The sequence below is a fragment of the Yersinia vastinensis genome (genome assembly GCF_044905075.1).
In the GTDB taxonomy this organism is placed as follows: Bacteria; Pseudomonadota; Gammaproteobacteria; order Enterobacterales; family Enterobacteriaceae; genus Yersinia; species Yersinia vastinensis.
The window spans coordinates 778,311-796,257 of record NZ_CP173260.1 but is presented as its reverse complement, the minus strand read 5'-3'; the positions used below and the strand labels follow the sequence as shown (position 1 = coordinate 796,257).

Here is a 17,947-nt window from a genome sequence, read left to right as displayed (position 1 = left end):
CCTATCCGACATGAATGCTTGCCAGATATTCCCAAAGACTTTAATCCCAAAGACTCAACGCATCATACGGTTGTCTTCAGTGTCAGCGGTACTGGCGTTGTTTCTGACTGGATGCGCCTATATCCCTCATAAGCCTTTAGTCGATGGTGTAACAACGGCCAGCCCGGCGTCACCGGCAATGACCGTCGCAAATGGGTCCATTTTTCAAACCGGACAGGCGATGAGTTATGGCTATCAGCCGATGTTTGAAGATCGCAGACCAAGGAACGTCGGCGACACCTTAACTATTGTGTTGCAAGAGAATGTCAGCGCCAGCAAAAGCTCATCAGCTAATGCCAATCGAGGCGGTTCAACCGGGTTATCCCTTGATACTGTCCCCAGCGCACTCTCTGGATTGTTAGGCGGCGACCGTGCGAATACCTCCATCAGCGGCTCCAATGATTTTTCAGGCAAAGGTGGCGCGGCGGCGAAAAACACGTTCAGCGGTACGATTACCGTTACGGTTCAACAATTGTTAGAGAACGGCAACCTGAGGGTCGTCGGCGAAAAACAGATCGCGATTAATCAGGGTACCGAATTTATTCGTTTCTCCGGCGTCGTCAATCCACGCACGATCAGTAGCAACAACTCAGTGATATCTACCCAAGTTTCCGATGCACGTATTGAATATGTCGGGAACGGATATATCAACGAAGCACAGCAGATGGGCTGGTTACAGCGTCTGTTCCTTAATCTTTCTCCTTTGTAATGAACAGCCAATGAAAACTTCATTTCTCACGTTGTGTCTGAGCCTACTTTGTACTGGCTTGATTTTTTTTACATCGAAAGGCGCTCAGGCCGAACGAATTCGTGATCTCACCACCATTCAGGGGATTCGCAGTAACTCCCTGATGGGGTATGGGTTGATTGTCGGGTTGGATGGCACCGGGGACCAAACGATGCAAACGCCCTTCACCACCCAAAGCCTTAATAACATGCTATCTCAGCTAGGGATAACCGTTCCGGCGGGCACGAACATGCAGCTCAAAAATGTGGCCGCCGTGATGGTGACCGCTGATTTGCCTCCCTTTTCACGACCCGGCGAAAAGATAGATGTGGTGGTTTCTTCTCTGGGCAATGCGAAAAGCCTGCGCGGTGGCACGTTGCTGATGACGCCGCTAAAAGGTGTCGATAATCAGGTTTATGCCTTGGCACAAGGCAACTTGCTGGTATCCGGTGCGGGTGCGCAAAGTGGCGGTAGCCGGGTACAAGTCAATCAGTTAAATGGTGGGCGAATCAGTGGTGGGGCCACGGTTGAACGCGAAGTACCGCTCAACTTTGCAAACCAAAATGTCCTGCGGCTGCAACTCAATGACGAAGATTTCTCGCTGGCTCAACAAGTCAGTGATGAGATAAATCGCCGCTTTGGTGGTGCAACAGCCATGGCGGAAGATTCCCGCACGATTAAGCTTTTCGCCCCTGCCGACAGCGCGGGGAAAGTGCGATTCCTAGCGGATGTACAAAATATTCCCATTCGCGTTGGTGTCATGGACGCCAAAGTGATTGTTAACTCCCGAACCGGCTCCGTCGTCATGAACCGCTATGTTGCCTTGGATGCTTGTGCTATTGCGCAAGGCGATTTAACCGTTGAAGTCACGCAAACCAACGAAGTGAGCCAACCAGACACCCCGCTGGCAGGTGGACAAACGGTAGTGACGCCGAATACACAAATATCGATTCGCGATCAGAATGGCTCTTTGCAACAGGTGAAGACTAGCGCTGATCTCAATAGCGTGGTGCGGGCACTGAACAGTTTAGGGGCAACACCGAATGATCTGATGTCGATAATGCAATCAATGAAAAGTGCCGGTTGCCTACGCGCTAAGTTGGAGACCAACTGATGAGTAACGCACTCTTTTCTACTGGCGCAGCCTTTGATGTTCGCAGCCTCGATGCATTGAAACGTGAAGTTAAAAGTAACTCTCAAGAAGGGGTGAAAGAAGCGGCAAAGCAGATGGAGGGCATGTTTATTCAAATGATGCTCAAGAGTATGCGTGACGCTTCATTTAAAGACGGTCTGCTGCACAGTCAGGAAGCGGATATGTTTACCTCAATGTACGATCAGCAAATATCTCAGGATATTGCTGAGCAAAGCAAAATGGGATTTGCCGACTTGATGGTCAGACAAATGGGTGGGCAGCCCTCAATGACACAAAATACTGTGGGGGTGGCCCCCGCCCCATATAGCTTGAATATGGACGCCGTAAAGCGGCGAGAAACAACGACTCAACAAGTATCCCAGACAAATGAAGCCAGTCTATTGTCGCGCTTTAGCGGGGGTGTAGAAAAAAGCGCTGATTTTATTTCCCGCATGCTGCAACCCGCTATCACTGCTGCGCAAAAAAGCGGTATTCCACATCAACTGATTATTGCTCAAGCGGCACTTGAATCGGGTTGGGGAAATAAAGAAATCACGACAACAAATGGTAAACCAAGCCATAACTTATTTGGCATAAAGGCGACGTCAGATTGGAAAGGCGATACAACGGAAATAATGACAACTGAATATATCAATGGCACGGCACAAAAAGTGAAAGCCGCATTTAAAGTCTATCCATCATATTCAGATGCACTGTCAGATTATACTGCGTTGCTAACAAACAATCCGCGTTACCAGAATGTTGCGAAAGCTAATTCACCAGAGCGTGCAGCACATGCATTACAGTCCGGCGGTTATGCTACCGATCCGAGCTACGCCAAAAAATTAATTAACATCATTCAGCAGGTCAAAGGGAACATCCATCAGGGCGTGAATGCCTATAAAACGGATCTTTCTTCATTATTTTAGCCAATCACTGTTTAGTTAATTTTTTGACAACCGATAGTTTATATATGGTGCGAATTTTCCTACAGAATTTTCTTGAAGAGGTTCGTCAGTAAATTTTACGAATAATACAATGTCGGTGATTTATGAATCTGATTAATTTGGCTCAGAGTGGACTGAGTTCGGCACAATCTGCACTCAACGTCGTTGGTAACAATTTAAATAACGCCGTGACGCCAGGATACAGCCGGCAAAATATTATGTTAGGCCAAGCCGGGGGGAAAACCACGAACGTTGGTTTCTTTGGCTACGGTGTTCAAGTTAATGGCGTGCAGCGCGCTTACGATGGCTTTATTAATAATCAAGTGCGTGGCTCAATGACTGAGTTTATGGGGTTAAGCAGCCGTGCCCAACAACTTAGTCAGATAGATAATATGCTGGGTGACGATACCGATAATATTTCAGTCACCATGGGTAATATCTTCGAATCACTCAAAAAAGTGAGTAGTGATCCTGTCAGTGCAGCCGCTCGCCAAGGCGCATTAGGCCAGTTCAAGGCTATTTCCAATCAATTTAATAGCAACAGCAACACACTCAATGGATTGGAAAAAAGTACCAATACACAAATTACCCAGAGTGTTGCAGACATCAACGCCAGCGCCAAGCAACTGGCAAAGCTGAATCAAGAGATTGAAAAAATTCATGGTCAAACGGGTGACCTGCCTGCTGATTTACTTGATCAGCGCGACTCACTGCTCAGTGCGCTTAGTGAGCAAGTGGGGATCCGGGTCAATGAAAACACCACGACGGGTCGAGTCGATGTCACATTAGCGAATGGTATGCCATTGGTTAATGGGGACCGCGCCTACCAACTGGAAGCCTCCGTTTCTTCTGAAGACCCTTCTAAGACGGTTGTGTCCTACATCGATGCCGCAGGCAATAAAATGCCGTTGGATGAATCGAAAATGACCGGTGGGAAACTAGGTGGGTTATTTAAATTCCGTAACGAAGATTTAGTCGATGCCCGTAATCAGTTAAACCAACTCGCTTTGCAAATGGCGAATAAGTTTAATGAGGTTAACGCTAACGGTTATGACCGAGAAGGCAATGCCGGGGGAGATCTATTCAACATCGCGAATCCTGTAGCCTTAGCTAACCGCAATAATACCAGTGATGCCACTCTGGATATTAGCTATTCAGATATTAGTAGCGTCAAAGCTGAAGATTATACCCTCACCTATAAAGGCCCTGGTCAAAATGACTGGGAAGTACAAACTCGCGATGGCAGAACGATTACGCCCACCATTGGTAGCGCTGGTGAACTTGAATTTGATGGTATTTCGATTCAACCACAGGGCACGCCACAACCGAATGACAGCTTTGTCTTCAACCCAACAGCGGGGGTTGCATCAGGGCTCAGCGTTGCAATTACTGACGGCGATAAAATAGCAGCTTCAAGTTCATCTGATCCGTCCGATGAAAGTAATAATGAAAATCTTGAAGCCATGTTAGGCATTCAAAATATGACGTTGGTCGGTAATGCAACCTTGACGGAAGCTTATGCCAGCCTAGTCAGTTCTGTCGGTTCATCCATGACAGCGCTAAAAGCCGAAGCGACCACCACAACAAAGGTACTTGAGGCAGCGCTATATCAACAACAGAGTATTTCTGGGGTTGATATGAATGAGGAGTACATGAACCTACAAATGTATACCCAATATTATCAAGCTAATGCACAAGTGCTTCAGACAGCAACCACCCTCTTTGATGCACTACTCAGTATTAGATAACGTCCCATTCTACGGTGCCACCAGCAGTTTGATAAAAGATTAAGGAAATAGCGATGCGTCTCAGTACCCAGTATATGTATCAGAATAATATCAATAGCATGTCGAAGGCCATGACCGCTGGAAATGATATTTATACCCGGATGTCAGCCCAGAGAACCTTGCTAACACCTTCTGATGATCCTGGTGGTGCTTCACAAGCGATCATTTATCAAAATGCGCTGGCAAATATGCAGCAATTTGATACTGCGCGCTTGTACGCCCAAGATGCACTGCAACAGGAAGACAACACGCTCACCTCCATTGGTAACATCTTAACCAAAGAGTTAAGTGCGAAAATTGTTGCTGGCGGCAACGGTGCCTTTTCAGATGCAGATAGAGAAGCGTTGGCGACTGAATTACAAGGTATCCGCGATAACTTGTTGAATTTAGGCAACACCACTAATGGCAGTGGCCGCTATATTTTCGGTGGTTTTAAAACGGGAGCAGAACCTTTCCAAAAAGATGGCACCTACGTGGGCGGAGATACGCCAATAACCCATTTAGTTGCAGACAGCACCGAAATTCAAGTGAGCCATCTGGGTAGCGATATCTTTTTAAGTGGGAGCAGCAACGATATTTTCGCTGCATTGGATAACGCTATTGCAGCGCTAAATGAACCTATTGTCGATGACGCTGACCGTGAAGCACTGCAAAAAACACTCGATAGCACCAATATTGCCATCAAGAAAGGCATTGATAACCTCGGAAAAATACAGGCTGAGGTTGGAACCAGCTTACAGCAGATAGAATCGCTGGGGCTACGCTCGGATGTGCAAAAGATCAATATTCAGACGCTGTTACAACAAACTGTCGGCTCAGATATAGATACATTTATTACATTAACATCTCAATCGAAAATGTCGGAATTTGCACTCAGCGCTTCAATGATGGTTTTCCAGAGTATGCAGACAATGTCGATATTTAATATGTAGTATCAACATTGCAATATTTCGCATTAGCAGGATTATCAACCTGAATATTTAATAATCATTCTCATTATATTTCTGAGGTACATCTACAACAGTTCACTGTTGGTGATTAAGGATCGTCATGTTTAAAAAATTAAAAATATCCACAGCTTTATCTATCGTGATTGCTATTTTTGCACTGTTCCTCATGCTGATAACAGCGTTCAGTGTGTTACATGCCATTGCGAATAAGGATAACTTTAATCGTGCTATCATCGTCTCTAAAAATATAGAGGTCATGAGTGATGCCATCTTTAACCTTAATAGTGGGCTGGCGCATGTTAATGGGCTGATGTCACGCACAAGTCTTAATCGCCCTGTTAAGCAAGAATCTATTGATCGCGCCAAAGATATTCTCTCCCAAGCTAATATTGATATGAAAACCTTTATGTCAATGCCGTTTAGCTCACCAGAGGAAAAACAAGTCGCGATAGATTTGAGTAAACAGTTTGATCGGGTACTGAATTTATCTCTAGCAAAAGTTAACTACATCCTTGACCCGGCAAGTTCCCCCGATAACATTGACAATGAAATGCAAGAACGTGCGTCCTTAAGAGAGCAAATACAGCGTTACAGTCAAATTATCGACCAGCTTAATAACGAATATATTCAACAAGCCGAAAACGATTATTACTCGATGGTTACGATGGCCGCTATCGTGTTGGGCTGTTCAATCGTGATGATGTTCTTGGTTCGTATCTGGCTAAAACGTGTTTTGATATCACGAATGGCGCAAACATCTCAATCGATCAAAAAGATTGCTGCGGGCGATTTGAGTGAAGAAATACAAACTGGGGATGAAAATGAACTGGGCCTGATGTTGATTGAGCTGGAAAAAATGCGCACGTCACTAACCGAGGTTATCTCTGGTATCCGTGATGGTGTGAGCCATATTTATGGCAATGCTCAAGAAATATCACTGGGTAATAATGACCTTTCTGCACGTACCGAAGAACAGGCTTCAGCCTTACAGCAAACCGCAGCTAGCATGGAAGAGCTAAAAACCACTGTTCGTCAGAACGCGGATAACGCCCACACCGCACGCCAATTAGCAGAAAGTGCCAGCCTTAATGCTCGTAATGGTGGCGATGTGATGAGTAATCTCGAAGAAATTATGCAACAGATTACGCAAAGCTCACGCCAGATTGCTGATATCAACGGTGTCATCGACAGTATCGCTAATCAGACCAATATCTTAGCCCTGAATGCCGCAGTAGAAGCGGCCCGAGCAGGCGAACAAGGACGTGGCTTTGCCGTTGTTGCCGGTGAAGTCCGCAATCTGGCCAAGCGCAGTGCTGATGCCGCTAAAGAGATTAGCCAGCTAATAACCACTTGTGTTGCAAATATGAATACTGGTTCTCAGCAGGTTAATGTAGCGGGAACAGTTATGAAGGATATTGTTAATTCTGTGACCCAAGTGACAGACATTATGGGGGAAATCACCTCCGCTTCAGATGAACAAAGCGCGGGCATCAATCAAATTGCGCAAGCCGTTAACGAAATGGATCAAGTTACTCAACAAAATGCTGTCATGGTAGAAGAGGCAGCAACCGCAGCCAGCAGCCTGGAAACACAAACAGAAGCGCTGGATAACATCATTTCTGAGTTCGTTCTCAATCCATCTCTGCATAAAAATAGCGAACTAAGCAATACTCTAAAGCCGGTTCGCCCTAACCAAGAGATGCATAAAAAAGACTCAGAAGTGAATAAAAATGCAGTTGAGGCGCAGTGGGAAACCTTCTAAAAAGGGGTCAAAAAAGCATTAACGGCACTAACAAGTACCTTGGGTTATAATTTTTTTCCGTGATTGGTTTGTTCTAAGGATAAAATTGAAGTTCCGGATTGCGCATTATTGTATCGCCTTATCAGGCTATTTGATCTCGCATTAATCCTTAATAATGTCGTAAATTTTTTGTCGGCTGGATAATGTAATTGTGAATGGTATTTATACCCATAACGGCGTAGTAGAGAAAGATGAGCTATGGCCGAAATATGGCTTTATAGTTCGGCACGAGGCTCTGCGTTTACATGCCAGATTACCTGCCAGCGTGGAATTGGACGATCTTATTCAGGCCGGTGCAATAGGGCTACTGACCGCAATTGAACATTTTGAACCGAAGAAAGGTATTGCACTAAATATGTATATTACCCAGAAAGTACGCTGGGCAATGATAGATGAACTACGGGAGCGAGACTGGGTTCCGCGCAGAATTCGCAGTAATGCACGCGAAGTGGCATTAGTCATTCAACGCATTGAGCAAGAAAGTGGCACAGTCGCAATAGAAGCTGATGTTGCAGCAGGGATGGGCATTACATTACGTGAATATCAGCAAATTTTGGCCGAGACCAACACCAGCCAACTTTATTCTCTTGATGAGCTACAAGAAGAGTTGGCAGACAGTGTTGAACAGCCAGATACTGAACATGAAATGCTAAATCCTCTGCATGAATTGATGAAAGAAAACTTAACCAAGCATATCAGTCAGGAAATAAAAGCACTGCCGGAAAGGGATCAACTATTATTGAATCTTTATTATCAGCAAGATCTCAACATGAAAGAGGTTGGCATCTTGCTGAAGATTACGGAAACAAGAGTCAGTCAGTTACATAGTCAAGCCATTAAACGTCTGCGTGCCAGATTAGATTCTCGGCATAAATAAAATTATAGTAGACAATGAAAATTTTATGTAAATAAATATATTTATTAACTTTAGTGTTACTAGTAATTCTTAATTAAAAAATAGCACAGATTATTAATAGTTAATGAGATTAAAAGTTGAGCTTACAGAATAAAGCAGTTAGTATATAGAAAATGTTCCACACACTTCCAATTACTTTGAAATATTAGGTAAGATAAGTCGTCTCCGCTTGCTACTGTATTGTGTCAAATGAGACTGAGGTTGGTGAAGGAGTATTTTATTTATGCTGAGTAAGTATGATTAATCAGCTATTTTTCATAACGTTACAACCAATACGTTGGTAAAAATATCCCTATGGAAAAAGTGCTAATTTTCACCACTTCAATATCATTGCTTTAATTATAATGATCACATGTCAACAAATTAATTAACATTAATTTATTCTCTCATGTAGTCAGTGAGATGAATATGGTAACGAAATATGATTGAAAAAAATATTGACGAACAGCTGCAACGGATTCATGACATCAACTTGTCCTATTTGCTACTCGCCCAACAATTAATTAGAGAAGATAAGTTTGCCGCAGGTTTTCGCCTGGGATTGACTGAAGCAACCATTGATACTTTAAAGGAACTCTCCCTCCCTCAGTTGATAAAACTAGCATCAACCAACCAGCTCATTTGTCGCCTTCGTGTTGATAATGAAATTGTGATTGATAATTTGACTAAAGACTCCCGTATTGAAGCATTACAACAAATTCATACCGGCATCATTCTATCAACCAATCTGCTGAACTCGCTTTCTGAGCAAAATCTTACACCAACTTAAAGGAATTTGTGATTATGAGTGAAAAAAGTATATTGCAGGAAATCAAAGAAGTACAAATAGCCATGGAGTTGATTTCTTTTGGTGCTCGTATGCAAATGTTGGAAAGCGAAACGAGTCTCAGCCGCAGAAGATTATTACGCCTTTATAAAGAACTCAGAGGATGCCCTCCCCCTAAAGGTATGTTGCCTTTCTCGGAAGACTGGTTTATGGCATGGGAACAAAATATTCATTCATCTATGTTTTATAATATTCACCTTTATTTGCAAAAAACCGAACCCTGTCGGCCGATTGAAGCAACTGTAAAAGCTTATCGTTTATATCTGGAACAATGCCCACCTCAACCAGGTGAAAAACAAGTTCTTGGATTAACCCGTGCATGGACATTATTGCGGTTCATTAATTGTGGAATTATAGAACATACAGAATGCTGTATTTGTGGTGGTGGTTTTGTTGTAACAAGTGAACATTCAAAGAACCCATTTACGTGCAGTTTATGTAGCCCACCTTCTCGTGCAATTAAGAAATGTAAAACACCTGACTTACCATTGGAGAATACTTCCACAGTCTAACTAATTTGGCAGTTAAATATTCTTATCGTAAATAATAGTATCGGTTAAATATGATACGGCCACCCCGTGCGTGAAATTTATAAAAACCAAATATTTAGGTGAGATCAGGCATTAAATTATTAAGGAGTATATGTGCTAGTCATTATTGGTTATATGGTAGTCATTTTGACTGTTTTTGGCGGATTCAGTCTCTCGGGGGGGGAATTAGGCGCGCTTTATCAGCCAACAGAACTTTTGATTATTGGCGGGGCGGCCGTAGGGGCTTTTATTGTCGGTAATAACGGTAAATCGATAAAAGCGACGATTAAAGCCTTCCCCCATTTATTCAAAGGTTCACATTATACCAAAGCACTTTATATGGATCTGATGGCTATGATGTACTTACTGCTGACCAAAGGTCGGCAGAATGGGTTGATGACACTGGAAAGTGATATTGAAGATCCGCAGAACAGTGCTATTTTCTCGGCTTATCCACGCTTACTTGCTGATCCCATGTTGATGAATTTCATCGTCGATTATTTACGTCTGATGGTCAGCGGCAGTATGAATGCGCATGAAATAGAAGCATTAATGGATGAGGAAATCGAAACTTGCGAACATGAACATGATGTTCCTGCCAATAGTCTCAATGTCGTCGGCGATGCTCTCCCTGCTTTCGGTATCGTAGCCGCTGTTATGGGGGTGGTTAATGCCTTGGCCGCAGCAGACAGGCCAGCTGCCGAATTGGGCGAACTCATCGCGCATGCCATGGTAGGCACATTTTTAGGCATTTTGCTGGCTTATGGCTTTGTTTTACCTCTGGCCACGCTGTTACGTCAAAAGGGCAGCGAGCAAATCAAAATGTTGCAATGCATTCGGGTTACGTTGCTTTCCAGCATGAATGGCTATGCGCCACAAATTGCTGTCGAATTTGGCCGTAAAACCTTGTTATCGTCAGAACGTCCAACGTTTATTGAACTGGAAGATCATGTACGCGAGGTGAAATCCTCGGCAAATAGCAGCGCGCCGGATAGCGCATCATGAACAAACAGTCACAGCCAGTCATTATTGTCCGTAAACGCAAACGTGCAAAACATGGCCACCACGGTGGGACCTGGAAAATTGCCTATGCCGACTTTATGACAGCCATGATGGCCTTCTTTTTGGTTATGTGGCTGCTCTCTTCTTCTACCCCTTTGCAACGTGAACAAATTGCTGACTATTTTAGAATGCCGCTGAGGGTCGCGATATCAAATGGGGATCGATCCAGTTTAAGCGATAGCCCTATTCCCGGTGGGGGAGATGACTTAATTAAGCAAGATGGTGAAGTATTTAAGCAAACGTTAAACAAAATTGATAAGCAAAAAAGTGCAATGAATTTACTGCGAGCACATCAGAAACTGGAAAACTTAATTCATAACGATCCGCGGCTAAGTGATTTCCAATCAAATCTACGACTGTCTCTGACCGATGACGGGCTGCTTATCCAGATCATTGATAGTCAAGAACGTCCGATGTTCAAAATTGGCAGTAAAGAACTGGAACCTTATATGCGGGATATTCTGCTGGCATTAGTTCCGGTACTGAATGACCTGCCAAATAAAATTAGCGTAACAGGCCACACAGACTCATTACCTTACGCCAGTGGCGAAATGGGATATAGCAATTGGGAATTATCATCCGACCGCGCCAATGCCTCGCGACGCGCGCTGGTGTCCGGCGGATTAGCTGATAATAAGTTTTTGCGGGTCATTGGTACTGCCGACATGATGAATTTGGAAAATATGAATCCAAATGATCCTATCAACCGACGGATCAGCATTTTAGTTCTGAGTAAAAGTAAGGAAAAAGACATTCTGGAAGAGGATACCGTATTGCAGAGCGTGGCAGATAATCAAGGCAGTGAAAAGATAAAAAATGAATTGAAAATGATGTCTACCGGCGAAGCCACTCCGGCAAAAGTCGCGCCGATAGCCGAAGTTTTAGCTAATCCTACACAGGAAAAGGTTGAGCAAGATGGACATAAGTGATTTTTACCAAACCTTTTTTGATGAAGCTGATGAATTGCTCGCCGATATGGAAATGCATCTTCTGGAGCTTGATTTCGTTTCACCTGATAAAGAAATGCTGAATGCCATATTTCGCGCAGCTCATTCAATAAAAGGAGGGGCCGGCACCTTTGGTTTTACCGTATTGCAAGAAACGACACACATACTTGAAAACCTGCTGGACGATGCGCGACGTGGTGAACTGAGGTTAAACAGCGACATCATTAATCTGTTTCTGGAGAGTAAAGACATTATGCAAGATCAGCTTGATGCGTATAAATCCTCGCAGGAACCTGACCAAGACAGTTTCCATTATATTTGTACTGCATTGCATCAAATCGCTATGGAAGATAAGCAAAATAGCACTCCGGCGGAGGCACCACCACCACCGATACAACACCCTCCCCTTCCTACCGCGCTAGACTGTAATACACTGACGGTATTACTCAGTGCTATCCCTGAAGCAGACAAAACAGTCTTGCTTGAGGAATTAGCCAATCTGGGTGAAGTTATTAGTCAGCAGCAGCAAGGCGATGTATTGCAGGTTGAATTGCAGACCACAACATCGGCTGACGATATTCTCGCTGTATTATGTTTTGTACTCGAACCCGAGCAAATTACGATTACGGTGTCCCAGCCAGAACAAAATACTGCCACTGCGTTACCTATCATTGCGGCAACCCCCTCGCCTGAAAATAGTGTAGCAACGTCAGACGAACAGGCTTCAGAGACTCCCGTTAACTCGCCTGCTTCTCGGCCCAAACCCACACCTAAAGCTCCGGCGACAGAGTCAGGAAGTTTGCGAGTCGCTGTCGAAAAAGTTGACCAAATCATTAATCAGGTTGGTGAGCTGATTATTACTCAGGCGATGCTTTCACAGCTTTCAAGCTCTTTGGACCCTGCCCTGTATGACACGTTGATTAGCAGCATTGGTCAGATGGAGCGTAACGCCCGCGACCTGCAAGAATCAGTGATGTCTATCCGCATGATGCCAATGGAATATGTTTTCAGCCGTTTCCCACGTCTGGTCCATGACCTAGGGGGAAAACTGGGTAAAGAAGTTGAGCTGACCTTAAGAGGGGGGTCTGCTGAATTAGATAAGAGCCTGATTGAACGGATTATTGATCCCCTAACCCATTTAGTCCGTAACAGTCTAGACCATGGCATTGAGTCGGTAGATATCCGTCAAGCTAAAGGAAAGCCGGCCAAAGGTAACCTGACACTCTCTGCGGAGCATCATGGTGGCAGCATCGTCATTGAGGTTATTGATGACGGCGCGGGGCTTAACCGTGAAAAAATCTTGGCTCGCGCGCAATCGCAAGGATTAGCGATCAGTGATAACTGGAGTGATGAAGAAATTTGGATGCTGATTTTTGCCGCCGGTTTTTCTACGGCCGAAACAGTCACAGATGTTTCAGGGCGTGGTGTTGGCATGGATGTGGTACGCAGAAATATCCTAGCCATGGGAGGACATGTCGAGATCCATTCAGTTCAGAATAAAGGCACCACCATTCGGATTATTTTGCCGCTAACATTGGCAATACTGGACGGTATGTCGGTACGCGTCGGAGCTGAAATCTATGTCTTGCCACTGGGAACGGTGATGGAATCACTCAAACCCTCTGAAAATGCGCTGTACCGTATGGCAGGCGATGAAATGATGCTGCAAGTACGAGGAGAATATTTACCGCTGATCGAATTGCATCAAATTTTCGATATTGAGAGTGATTCAACACTGCCTAATGACGGTATTGCGGTGATTTTACAAAGTGCCGGTTGCCGCTATGCATTGTTGGTCGATCAGCTCATTGGGCAACATCAAGTCGTCGTGAAAAACCTTGAACTTAACTATCGTAAAGTCCCTGGAATATCTGCGGCAACCATTTTGGGTGACGGCAGCGTAGCATTAATTCTAGATGTTGCGGCTTTGGCGACACTGTGCAAAAACAAAACAGTCACAGAAAAATAAAATTAACGTTTATTGATTAAATGAGGTAATTCAATGCATTTATCTGGAGCAGAAAAACATTTTGGCGATCAAAATGCCGGTCACGAATATCTAATATTCGCCCTAGGAAAAGAAGAGTACGGTATCGAAATCCTTAAGGTTCAGGAGATTCGAGGGGTTGATCGTGTTACCCGTATTGCTAATACGCCTGATTTTATTACTGGGGTAATGAATCTTCGCGGCGTTATCGTTCCTATCATTGATCTACGAATCAAATTTCAACTGCAATCAGCAGAAGTAAATGATAACACCGTCATCATCGTTTTAAACTTGGCCAATCGCATTGTCGGTATTGTAGTCGATGGGGTTTCTGATGTTCTGGCATTAAATACTGAACAAGTAAAGCCCGCACCGGACTTCTCTGTCACCCTCTCAACAAAATATTTATTGGGTTTAGGCGCACTTGATGATCGCATGCTTATTTTGGTTGATATAGAGAAACTGCTTAACAGTGAGGAAATGGAAATCGTTGAGCAAGTTGCTGATGCCAGCTACCCATAAAATAATGCCAGAGACGCTTATCCTGTTACGGAACTCTAAAAATGTCGCAACCTAAATAATAGAGCGGCACAGAATAACCTATTTTATTTCATTGTATTATCAACGATAACTCATTGAGTATTAGAGTCATTATTAAATAATTACTATTAACAGCAGAATTACAAATCAATAAGGATCGTCATCGTGTTATCTAATATTAGCGTTAAAAAGATGGTGAGGTTCTATCTTTATATCATTGCCTTTCTTTTTATTGTCATTGCCGTATTGAGTGTAAGATCATCGAATATCTCGCGAGAAAATTTTGACAATACCCTCAGTCAACATAGGCGGGTGAAGTTATTAGATCAGGCAATGTATAAACTGATGGATATGCGAGGCGATATTCTCACGATGAAAATGGAGAATATGACAGGTGAAGGGCCGAATCAGCGCTTGATCAATGTAGTGACAAACAATAACAAAGCAGTGCGGACAATTGTTAGCCAATGGGTAAGTGAGCCAAAATCATCACCTTATGCACAAGAATTATCAGAGAAAAGCAGTGTACTCTTTCTGAAGATTCTCGACAATTTTATGCTACAAATTAATAATCAGCAGATAAGTGCCGCGATTATCAATGATACTAATGCGCTGATGGTACAACTTGAACCACTACTCACTGAATATTTAGATCTCAGTGGCAGCGTGATGAATGAATATGATATCTATGCCGATTATTTACATAATACGCTGTTGATCACGCTAGGTACAATTAGCCTATTCTTTGTCGTGCTCTATTTCTCTCTGTTGAGATACATCACCCGAAACATACTTAATCGTCTCTCTGAAGCCTCACAGATTTTTGCTGAAATAAGTATCGGTGTGTTGTCGAAGAAAGTCCCCCAGTGTGGCACTAACGAGATTGGTAAACTCTTTGCCAACATTGAAGCTATGCGCGAGTCACTGGCTAAAATAATGAGTGGCGTAAAAGAAGCTGTCATTAATATCAAACATAACTCGGTGGAAATTGCAGAAGGCAATAATGATTTATCTTCGCGTACCGAAGAGCAAGCCAGCGCCTTACAAGAAACTGCGGCCAGCATGGAACAAATCAAAACCACGGTTGAGAATAATACCGCACATGCCCATGAAGCAAATAAACTGGCAACAGATACCAAAGAGATGGCTGATAGTGGCTCCATTGTTATGGTTGATGTGGTGCATTCAATGGATACCATTGCCAGCCACGCCAATCAAATTTCCAATATAATTAAAGTGATCGACGGTATCGCGAGCCAGACCAATATTTTGGCACTCAATGCCGCTGTTGAAGCCGCTCGAGCCGGTGAACAGGGTCGTGGGTTTGCCGTCGTGGCAACCGAGGTGCGCAACTTGGCGCAACGTAGTGCTGATGCCGCAAAAGAGATCCGCGGCTTAATCGAGCGCTCAGTACAGGATACTCAAGCAGGTAGTAAGCGCGTAGACAGTGCAAAAAATACCATGTCTGAAATGGTGGCAATGGTCAGTAAAGTCAGTGAGATTATGCAGGACATTACCCAAGCATCTGAAGAACAGGCGATGGGTATCCGTCAGGTGGCAGTCGCTATTAATGAAATGGATATTGTAACGCAGCAAAACTCAGCCTTGGTTGAAGAGTCTGCCGCTATCACTAGTTTAATGAATGAACAGACCACAATACTAGAAGATATGGTGTCGGTTTTCCAAGTTGAAAGTGAGCAGCACCACGCATAATTTTTATCAATCAATCGTTCCAAAAAAGCGGCAGAATTTTCTGCCGCTTTTTTTATGGTTTTTTCACTACGGTACATTTGGCCTTTAACTGATAATGAGTTCGTTGGGATTATTTTGTGGAATAAACATAAACCGAATATTATGGGTCTATTGATTCAAGGGTAAGATAACGGGAGTCGGGGAGAGAATCACTTTCATTTCAATCTTATTATCGAGGGAGAAATAGAATTCCGCAGACTCTTGGTTCATTATCAATTCAATACAGGGTATTTCTCCCGTATAGTGACCCACGACACTTCTAATCTCTTGTTTTATTTGATTCATCACATCATCAAGTAATACATTGCTCTCATCATTAATGACTTTCATTACATATCCTCTTGAGTGACCAGCCAGAATAAGCCATGTCAATAATATTGGGTGTTCTTTACTTTATATATTACCACCTTAATAATATAGATTTCGTGATATATATTTAAAACTTATCAATTACCCCCTAACAAATCAACACAGTAAAATAACACTGAATCCAAGAGATAATTAATATCATTGCTCCAATATATAATCAGACGGATATTATAGATAATAAAAAAATCCCCCCAGCCTATAAAAGCTGGGGGGATTTAAGCCCAAAAAATACGGTGAGCTAAGGGGACTTCAGGACAATTAACGTAGCAGGGATAATACGTTTTGTGGAACCTGGTTCGCCTGAGCCAACACGGTGATACCGGCTGATTGCAGGATATTTGCACGGCTCATATTAGAGACTTCAGAAGCAAAGTCAGCATCCAAAATACGTGAGCGAGACTCGCTCAGGTTATTTACTGTGCTGTTCAAGTTACTGATAACAGAATCAAAACGGTTTTGAGCAGCACCTAAACTAGAGCGCAGTTTATCTACGTTTGCCAATGCATCATCGATAGTTTTTAATGGCGCGCTGGTTGCCGCAGCGATTTGGTCGTCAGTTGCCGCAGCGCCTTGAGTAAATGCAACACTCGCAGGTACAACTGGTGGACCTGCATCTTCAGCTGTGAAGGCCGCATCCAGTTGGATGGCAACCGCAGTACCATCTGCTTCTTCACCGATAGCGATGTAAGTAACCTTGCCATCTTCGTCGGTCAGTGTAGAGATAGTCCCTTTGCCACCAGCACCGAAAGCTTCAGTTTCCATAGCAGTAATAGCAGCTGCATCTAAAGTGACGCTAACTTCATTAGCGCCATCTAGGCCACTAACGGTCATACCCGCTTTAACACTACCCACCGTAAAACCACTATCATTAGTGATCGCAAAACCATCCATGCCTAAGGTTTCTGCATTCATCTGAGACAGTTGGATATCAATGGTTTGGCCATCGTTAGAGCCGACTTGAATGCTCAAAGTCTGATCTTTGCTCAGTACTTTTACACCGTTAAATTCAGTCTGTTCAGAGATACGGTTGATCTCAGCCAGACGCTCATTGATTTCGTCCTGGATTGACTGACGGTCAGATTCAGAGTTGGTACCGTTCAGTGCTTGTGCAGTCAAACGACGGATATTCTGCAAGTTATCGTTAACTTCGTTCAGTGCGCCTTCAGTGGTCTGAGCGATAGAGATACCGTCATTGGCATTACGTGATGCCTGTGTCAAACCGTTGATGTTGGCAGTAAAACGGTTGCTGATCGCCTGACCTGCAGCATCATCTTTCGCGCTGTTAATACGCACACCAGAAGATAAACGCTCGATTGCAGTTCCCAGTGAGGACTGAGATTTATTCAGATTATTTTGTGCAACTAAGCTCAGTGAGTTGGTATTAATGACTTGTGCCATGAAATTTCTTCCTCATATATTGATAATGTATTACTGCAATTTCTTTGCAATAGATAATGCGTATTTCGTTCGCATATTAAATACATCGGCATAGGAAAAATTCTCTAAATAGCTTAATGCATTTTTTTTCAAAATATTTAAACCGTTTACGCACTAACTTTAATTTCTTCATAACGTCATCAATTCATCCAAATGGCCATCAATTGAAATGGCACCATAAGTGTCGTCAATTGTACG

16 protein-coding genes are annotated in these 17,947 nt (G+C 43.5%); 14 read left to right on the top strand and 2 right to left on the bottom strand.

Features of this window, described 5'->3' with window-relative positions:
• The first annotated feature begins 10 nt into the window (after positions 1 to 10).
• The 14 genes from ACIOG0_RS03565 (at position 11) to ACIOG0_RS03500 (ending at position 15,904) form a co-directional block, all read left to right on the top strand.
• Positions 11 to 748 carry a flagellar basal body L-ring protein FlgH gene (locus ACIOG0_RS03565; protein ID WP_080985766.1) on the top strand — a complete coding sequence of 246 codons (738 nt, stop codon included), beginning with the start codon at positions 11 to 13 and terminating at the stop codon, positions 746 to 748.
• Positions 749 to 758: 10 nt separating this feature from the next.
• Positions 759 to 1,880, top strand: a complete 1,122-nt coding sequence (locus ACIOG0_RS03560) for a flagellar basal body P-ring protein FlgI (protein ID WP_050097940.1) — start codon at positions 759 to 761, stop codon at positions 1,878 to 1,880.
• Positions 1,880 to 2,827 carry a flagellar assembly peptidoglycan hydrolase FlgJ gene (gene flgJ, locus ACIOG0_RS03555; RefSeq protein WP_072087736.1) on the top strand — a complete coding sequence of 316 codons (948 nt, stop codon included), beginning with the start codon at positions 1,880 to 1,882 and terminating at the stop codon, positions 2,825 to 2,827. Before ACIOG0_RS03560 ends, flgJ begins: the two co-directional genes overlap by 1 nt.
• A 122-nt stretch (positions 2,828 to 2,949) precedes the next feature.
• Positions 2,950 to 4,593, top strand: coding sequence for a flagellar hook-associated protein FlgK (gene flgK, locus ACIOG0_RS03550; protein WP_050097938.1), 1,644 nt, complete (start codon positions 2,950 to 2,952; stop codon positions 4,591 to 4,593).
• 53 nt (positions 4,594 to 4,646) lie between these two features.
• Entirely contained in the window at positions 4,647 to 5,564 is a 918-nt protein-coding gene (flgL, locus tag ACIOG0_RS03545; RefSeq protein ID WP_050295985.1) for a flagellar hook-associated protein FlgL, read from the top strand.
• Positions 5,565 to 5,682: 118 nt separating this feature from the next.
• A complete protein-coding gene (locus tag ACIOG0_RS03540) occupies positions 5,683 to 7,344 on the top strand; it encodes a methyl-accepting chemotaxis protein (RefSeq protein ID WP_145581867.1) in 1,662 nt (553 codons plus the stop codon).
• A 190-nt stretch (positions 7,345 to 7,534) separates the two neighbouring features.
• Positions 7,535 to 8,260 carry an RNA polymerase sigma factor FliA gene (locus ACIOG0_RS03535; protein WP_050097935.1) on the top strand — a complete coding sequence of 242 codons (726 nt, stop codon included), beginning with the start codon at positions 7,535 to 7,537 and terminating at the stop codon, positions 8,258 to 8,260.
• 460 nt (positions 8,261 to 8,720) lie between these two features.
• Positions 8,721 to 9,068, top strand: coding sequence for a flagellar transcriptional regulator FlhD (gene flhD, locus ACIOG0_RS03530; RefSeq protein ID WP_050097934.1), 348 nt, complete (start codon positions 8,721 to 8,723; stop codon positions 9,066 to 9,068).
• Positions 9,069 to 9,082: 14 nt separating this feature from the next.
• Positions 9,083 to 9,637, top strand: coding sequence for a flagellar transcriptional regulator FlhC (gene flhC, locus ACIOG0_RS03525; protein ID WP_050097933.1), 555 nt, complete (start codon positions 9,083 to 9,085; stop codon positions 9,635 to 9,637).
• 132 nt (positions 9,638 to 9,769) lie between these two features.
• Positions 9,770 to 10,660, top strand: a complete 891-nt coding sequence (gene motA / locus ACIOG0_RS03520) for a flagellar motor stator protein MotA (protein ID WP_050097932.1) — start codon at positions 9,770 to 9,772, stop codon at positions 10,658 to 10,660.
• Entirely contained in the window at positions 10,657 to 11,646 is a 990-nt protein-coding gene (gene motB / locus ACIOG0_RS03515) for a flagellar motor protein MotB (protein ID WP_072086520.1), read from the top strand. Before motA ends, motB begins: the two co-directional genes overlap by 4 nt.
• Positions 11,633 to 13,633: a chemotaxis protein CheA gene (gene cheA, locus ACIOG0_RS03510; protein WP_050097931.1), complete on the top strand. Its 2,001-nt coding sequence runs from the start codon at positions 11,633 to 11,635 to the stop codon at positions 13,631 to 13,633. The genes motB and cheA overlap by 14 nt, the downstream gene beginning before the upstream one ends.
• Positions 13,634 to 13,666: 33 nt before the next feature.
• Positions 13,667 to 14,173, top strand: a complete 507-nt coding sequence (gene cheW / locus ACIOG0_RS03505; protein WP_050097930.1) for a chemotaxis protein CheW — start codon at positions 13,667 to 13,669, stop codon at positions 14,171 to 14,173.
• A 351-nt stretch (positions 14,174 to 14,524) separates the two neighbouring features.
• Complete coding sequence (locus tag ACIOG0_RS03500; RefSeq protein ID WP_235895316.1) at positions 14,525 to 15,904, top strand: methyl-accepting chemotaxis protein; 1,380 nt, start codon at positions 14,525 to 14,527, stop codon at positions 15,902 to 15,904.
• 147 nt (positions 15,905 to 16,051) lie between these two features.
• On the opposite strand, the gene ACIOG0_RS03495 is transcribed toward ACIOG0_RS03500, so the two are convergent.
• Together ACIOG0_RS03495 and ACIOG0_RS03490 are read right to left on the bottom strand one after the other, a co-directional pair.
• Positions 16,052 to 16,273, bottom strand: a complete 222-nt coding sequence (locus ACIOG0_RS03495; protein WP_050097928.1) for a hypothetical protein — start codon at positions 16,271 to 16,273, stop codon at positions 16,052 to 16,054.
• Between the two features lie 297 nt (positions 16,274 to 16,570).
• A complete protein-coding gene (locus tag ACIOG0_RS03490; protein ID WP_050097927.1) occupies positions 16,571 to 17,710 on the bottom strand; it encodes a FliC/FljB family flagellin in 1,140 nt (379 codons plus the stop codon).
• Between the last annotated feature and the right edge of the window lie 237 nt (positions 17,711 to 17,947).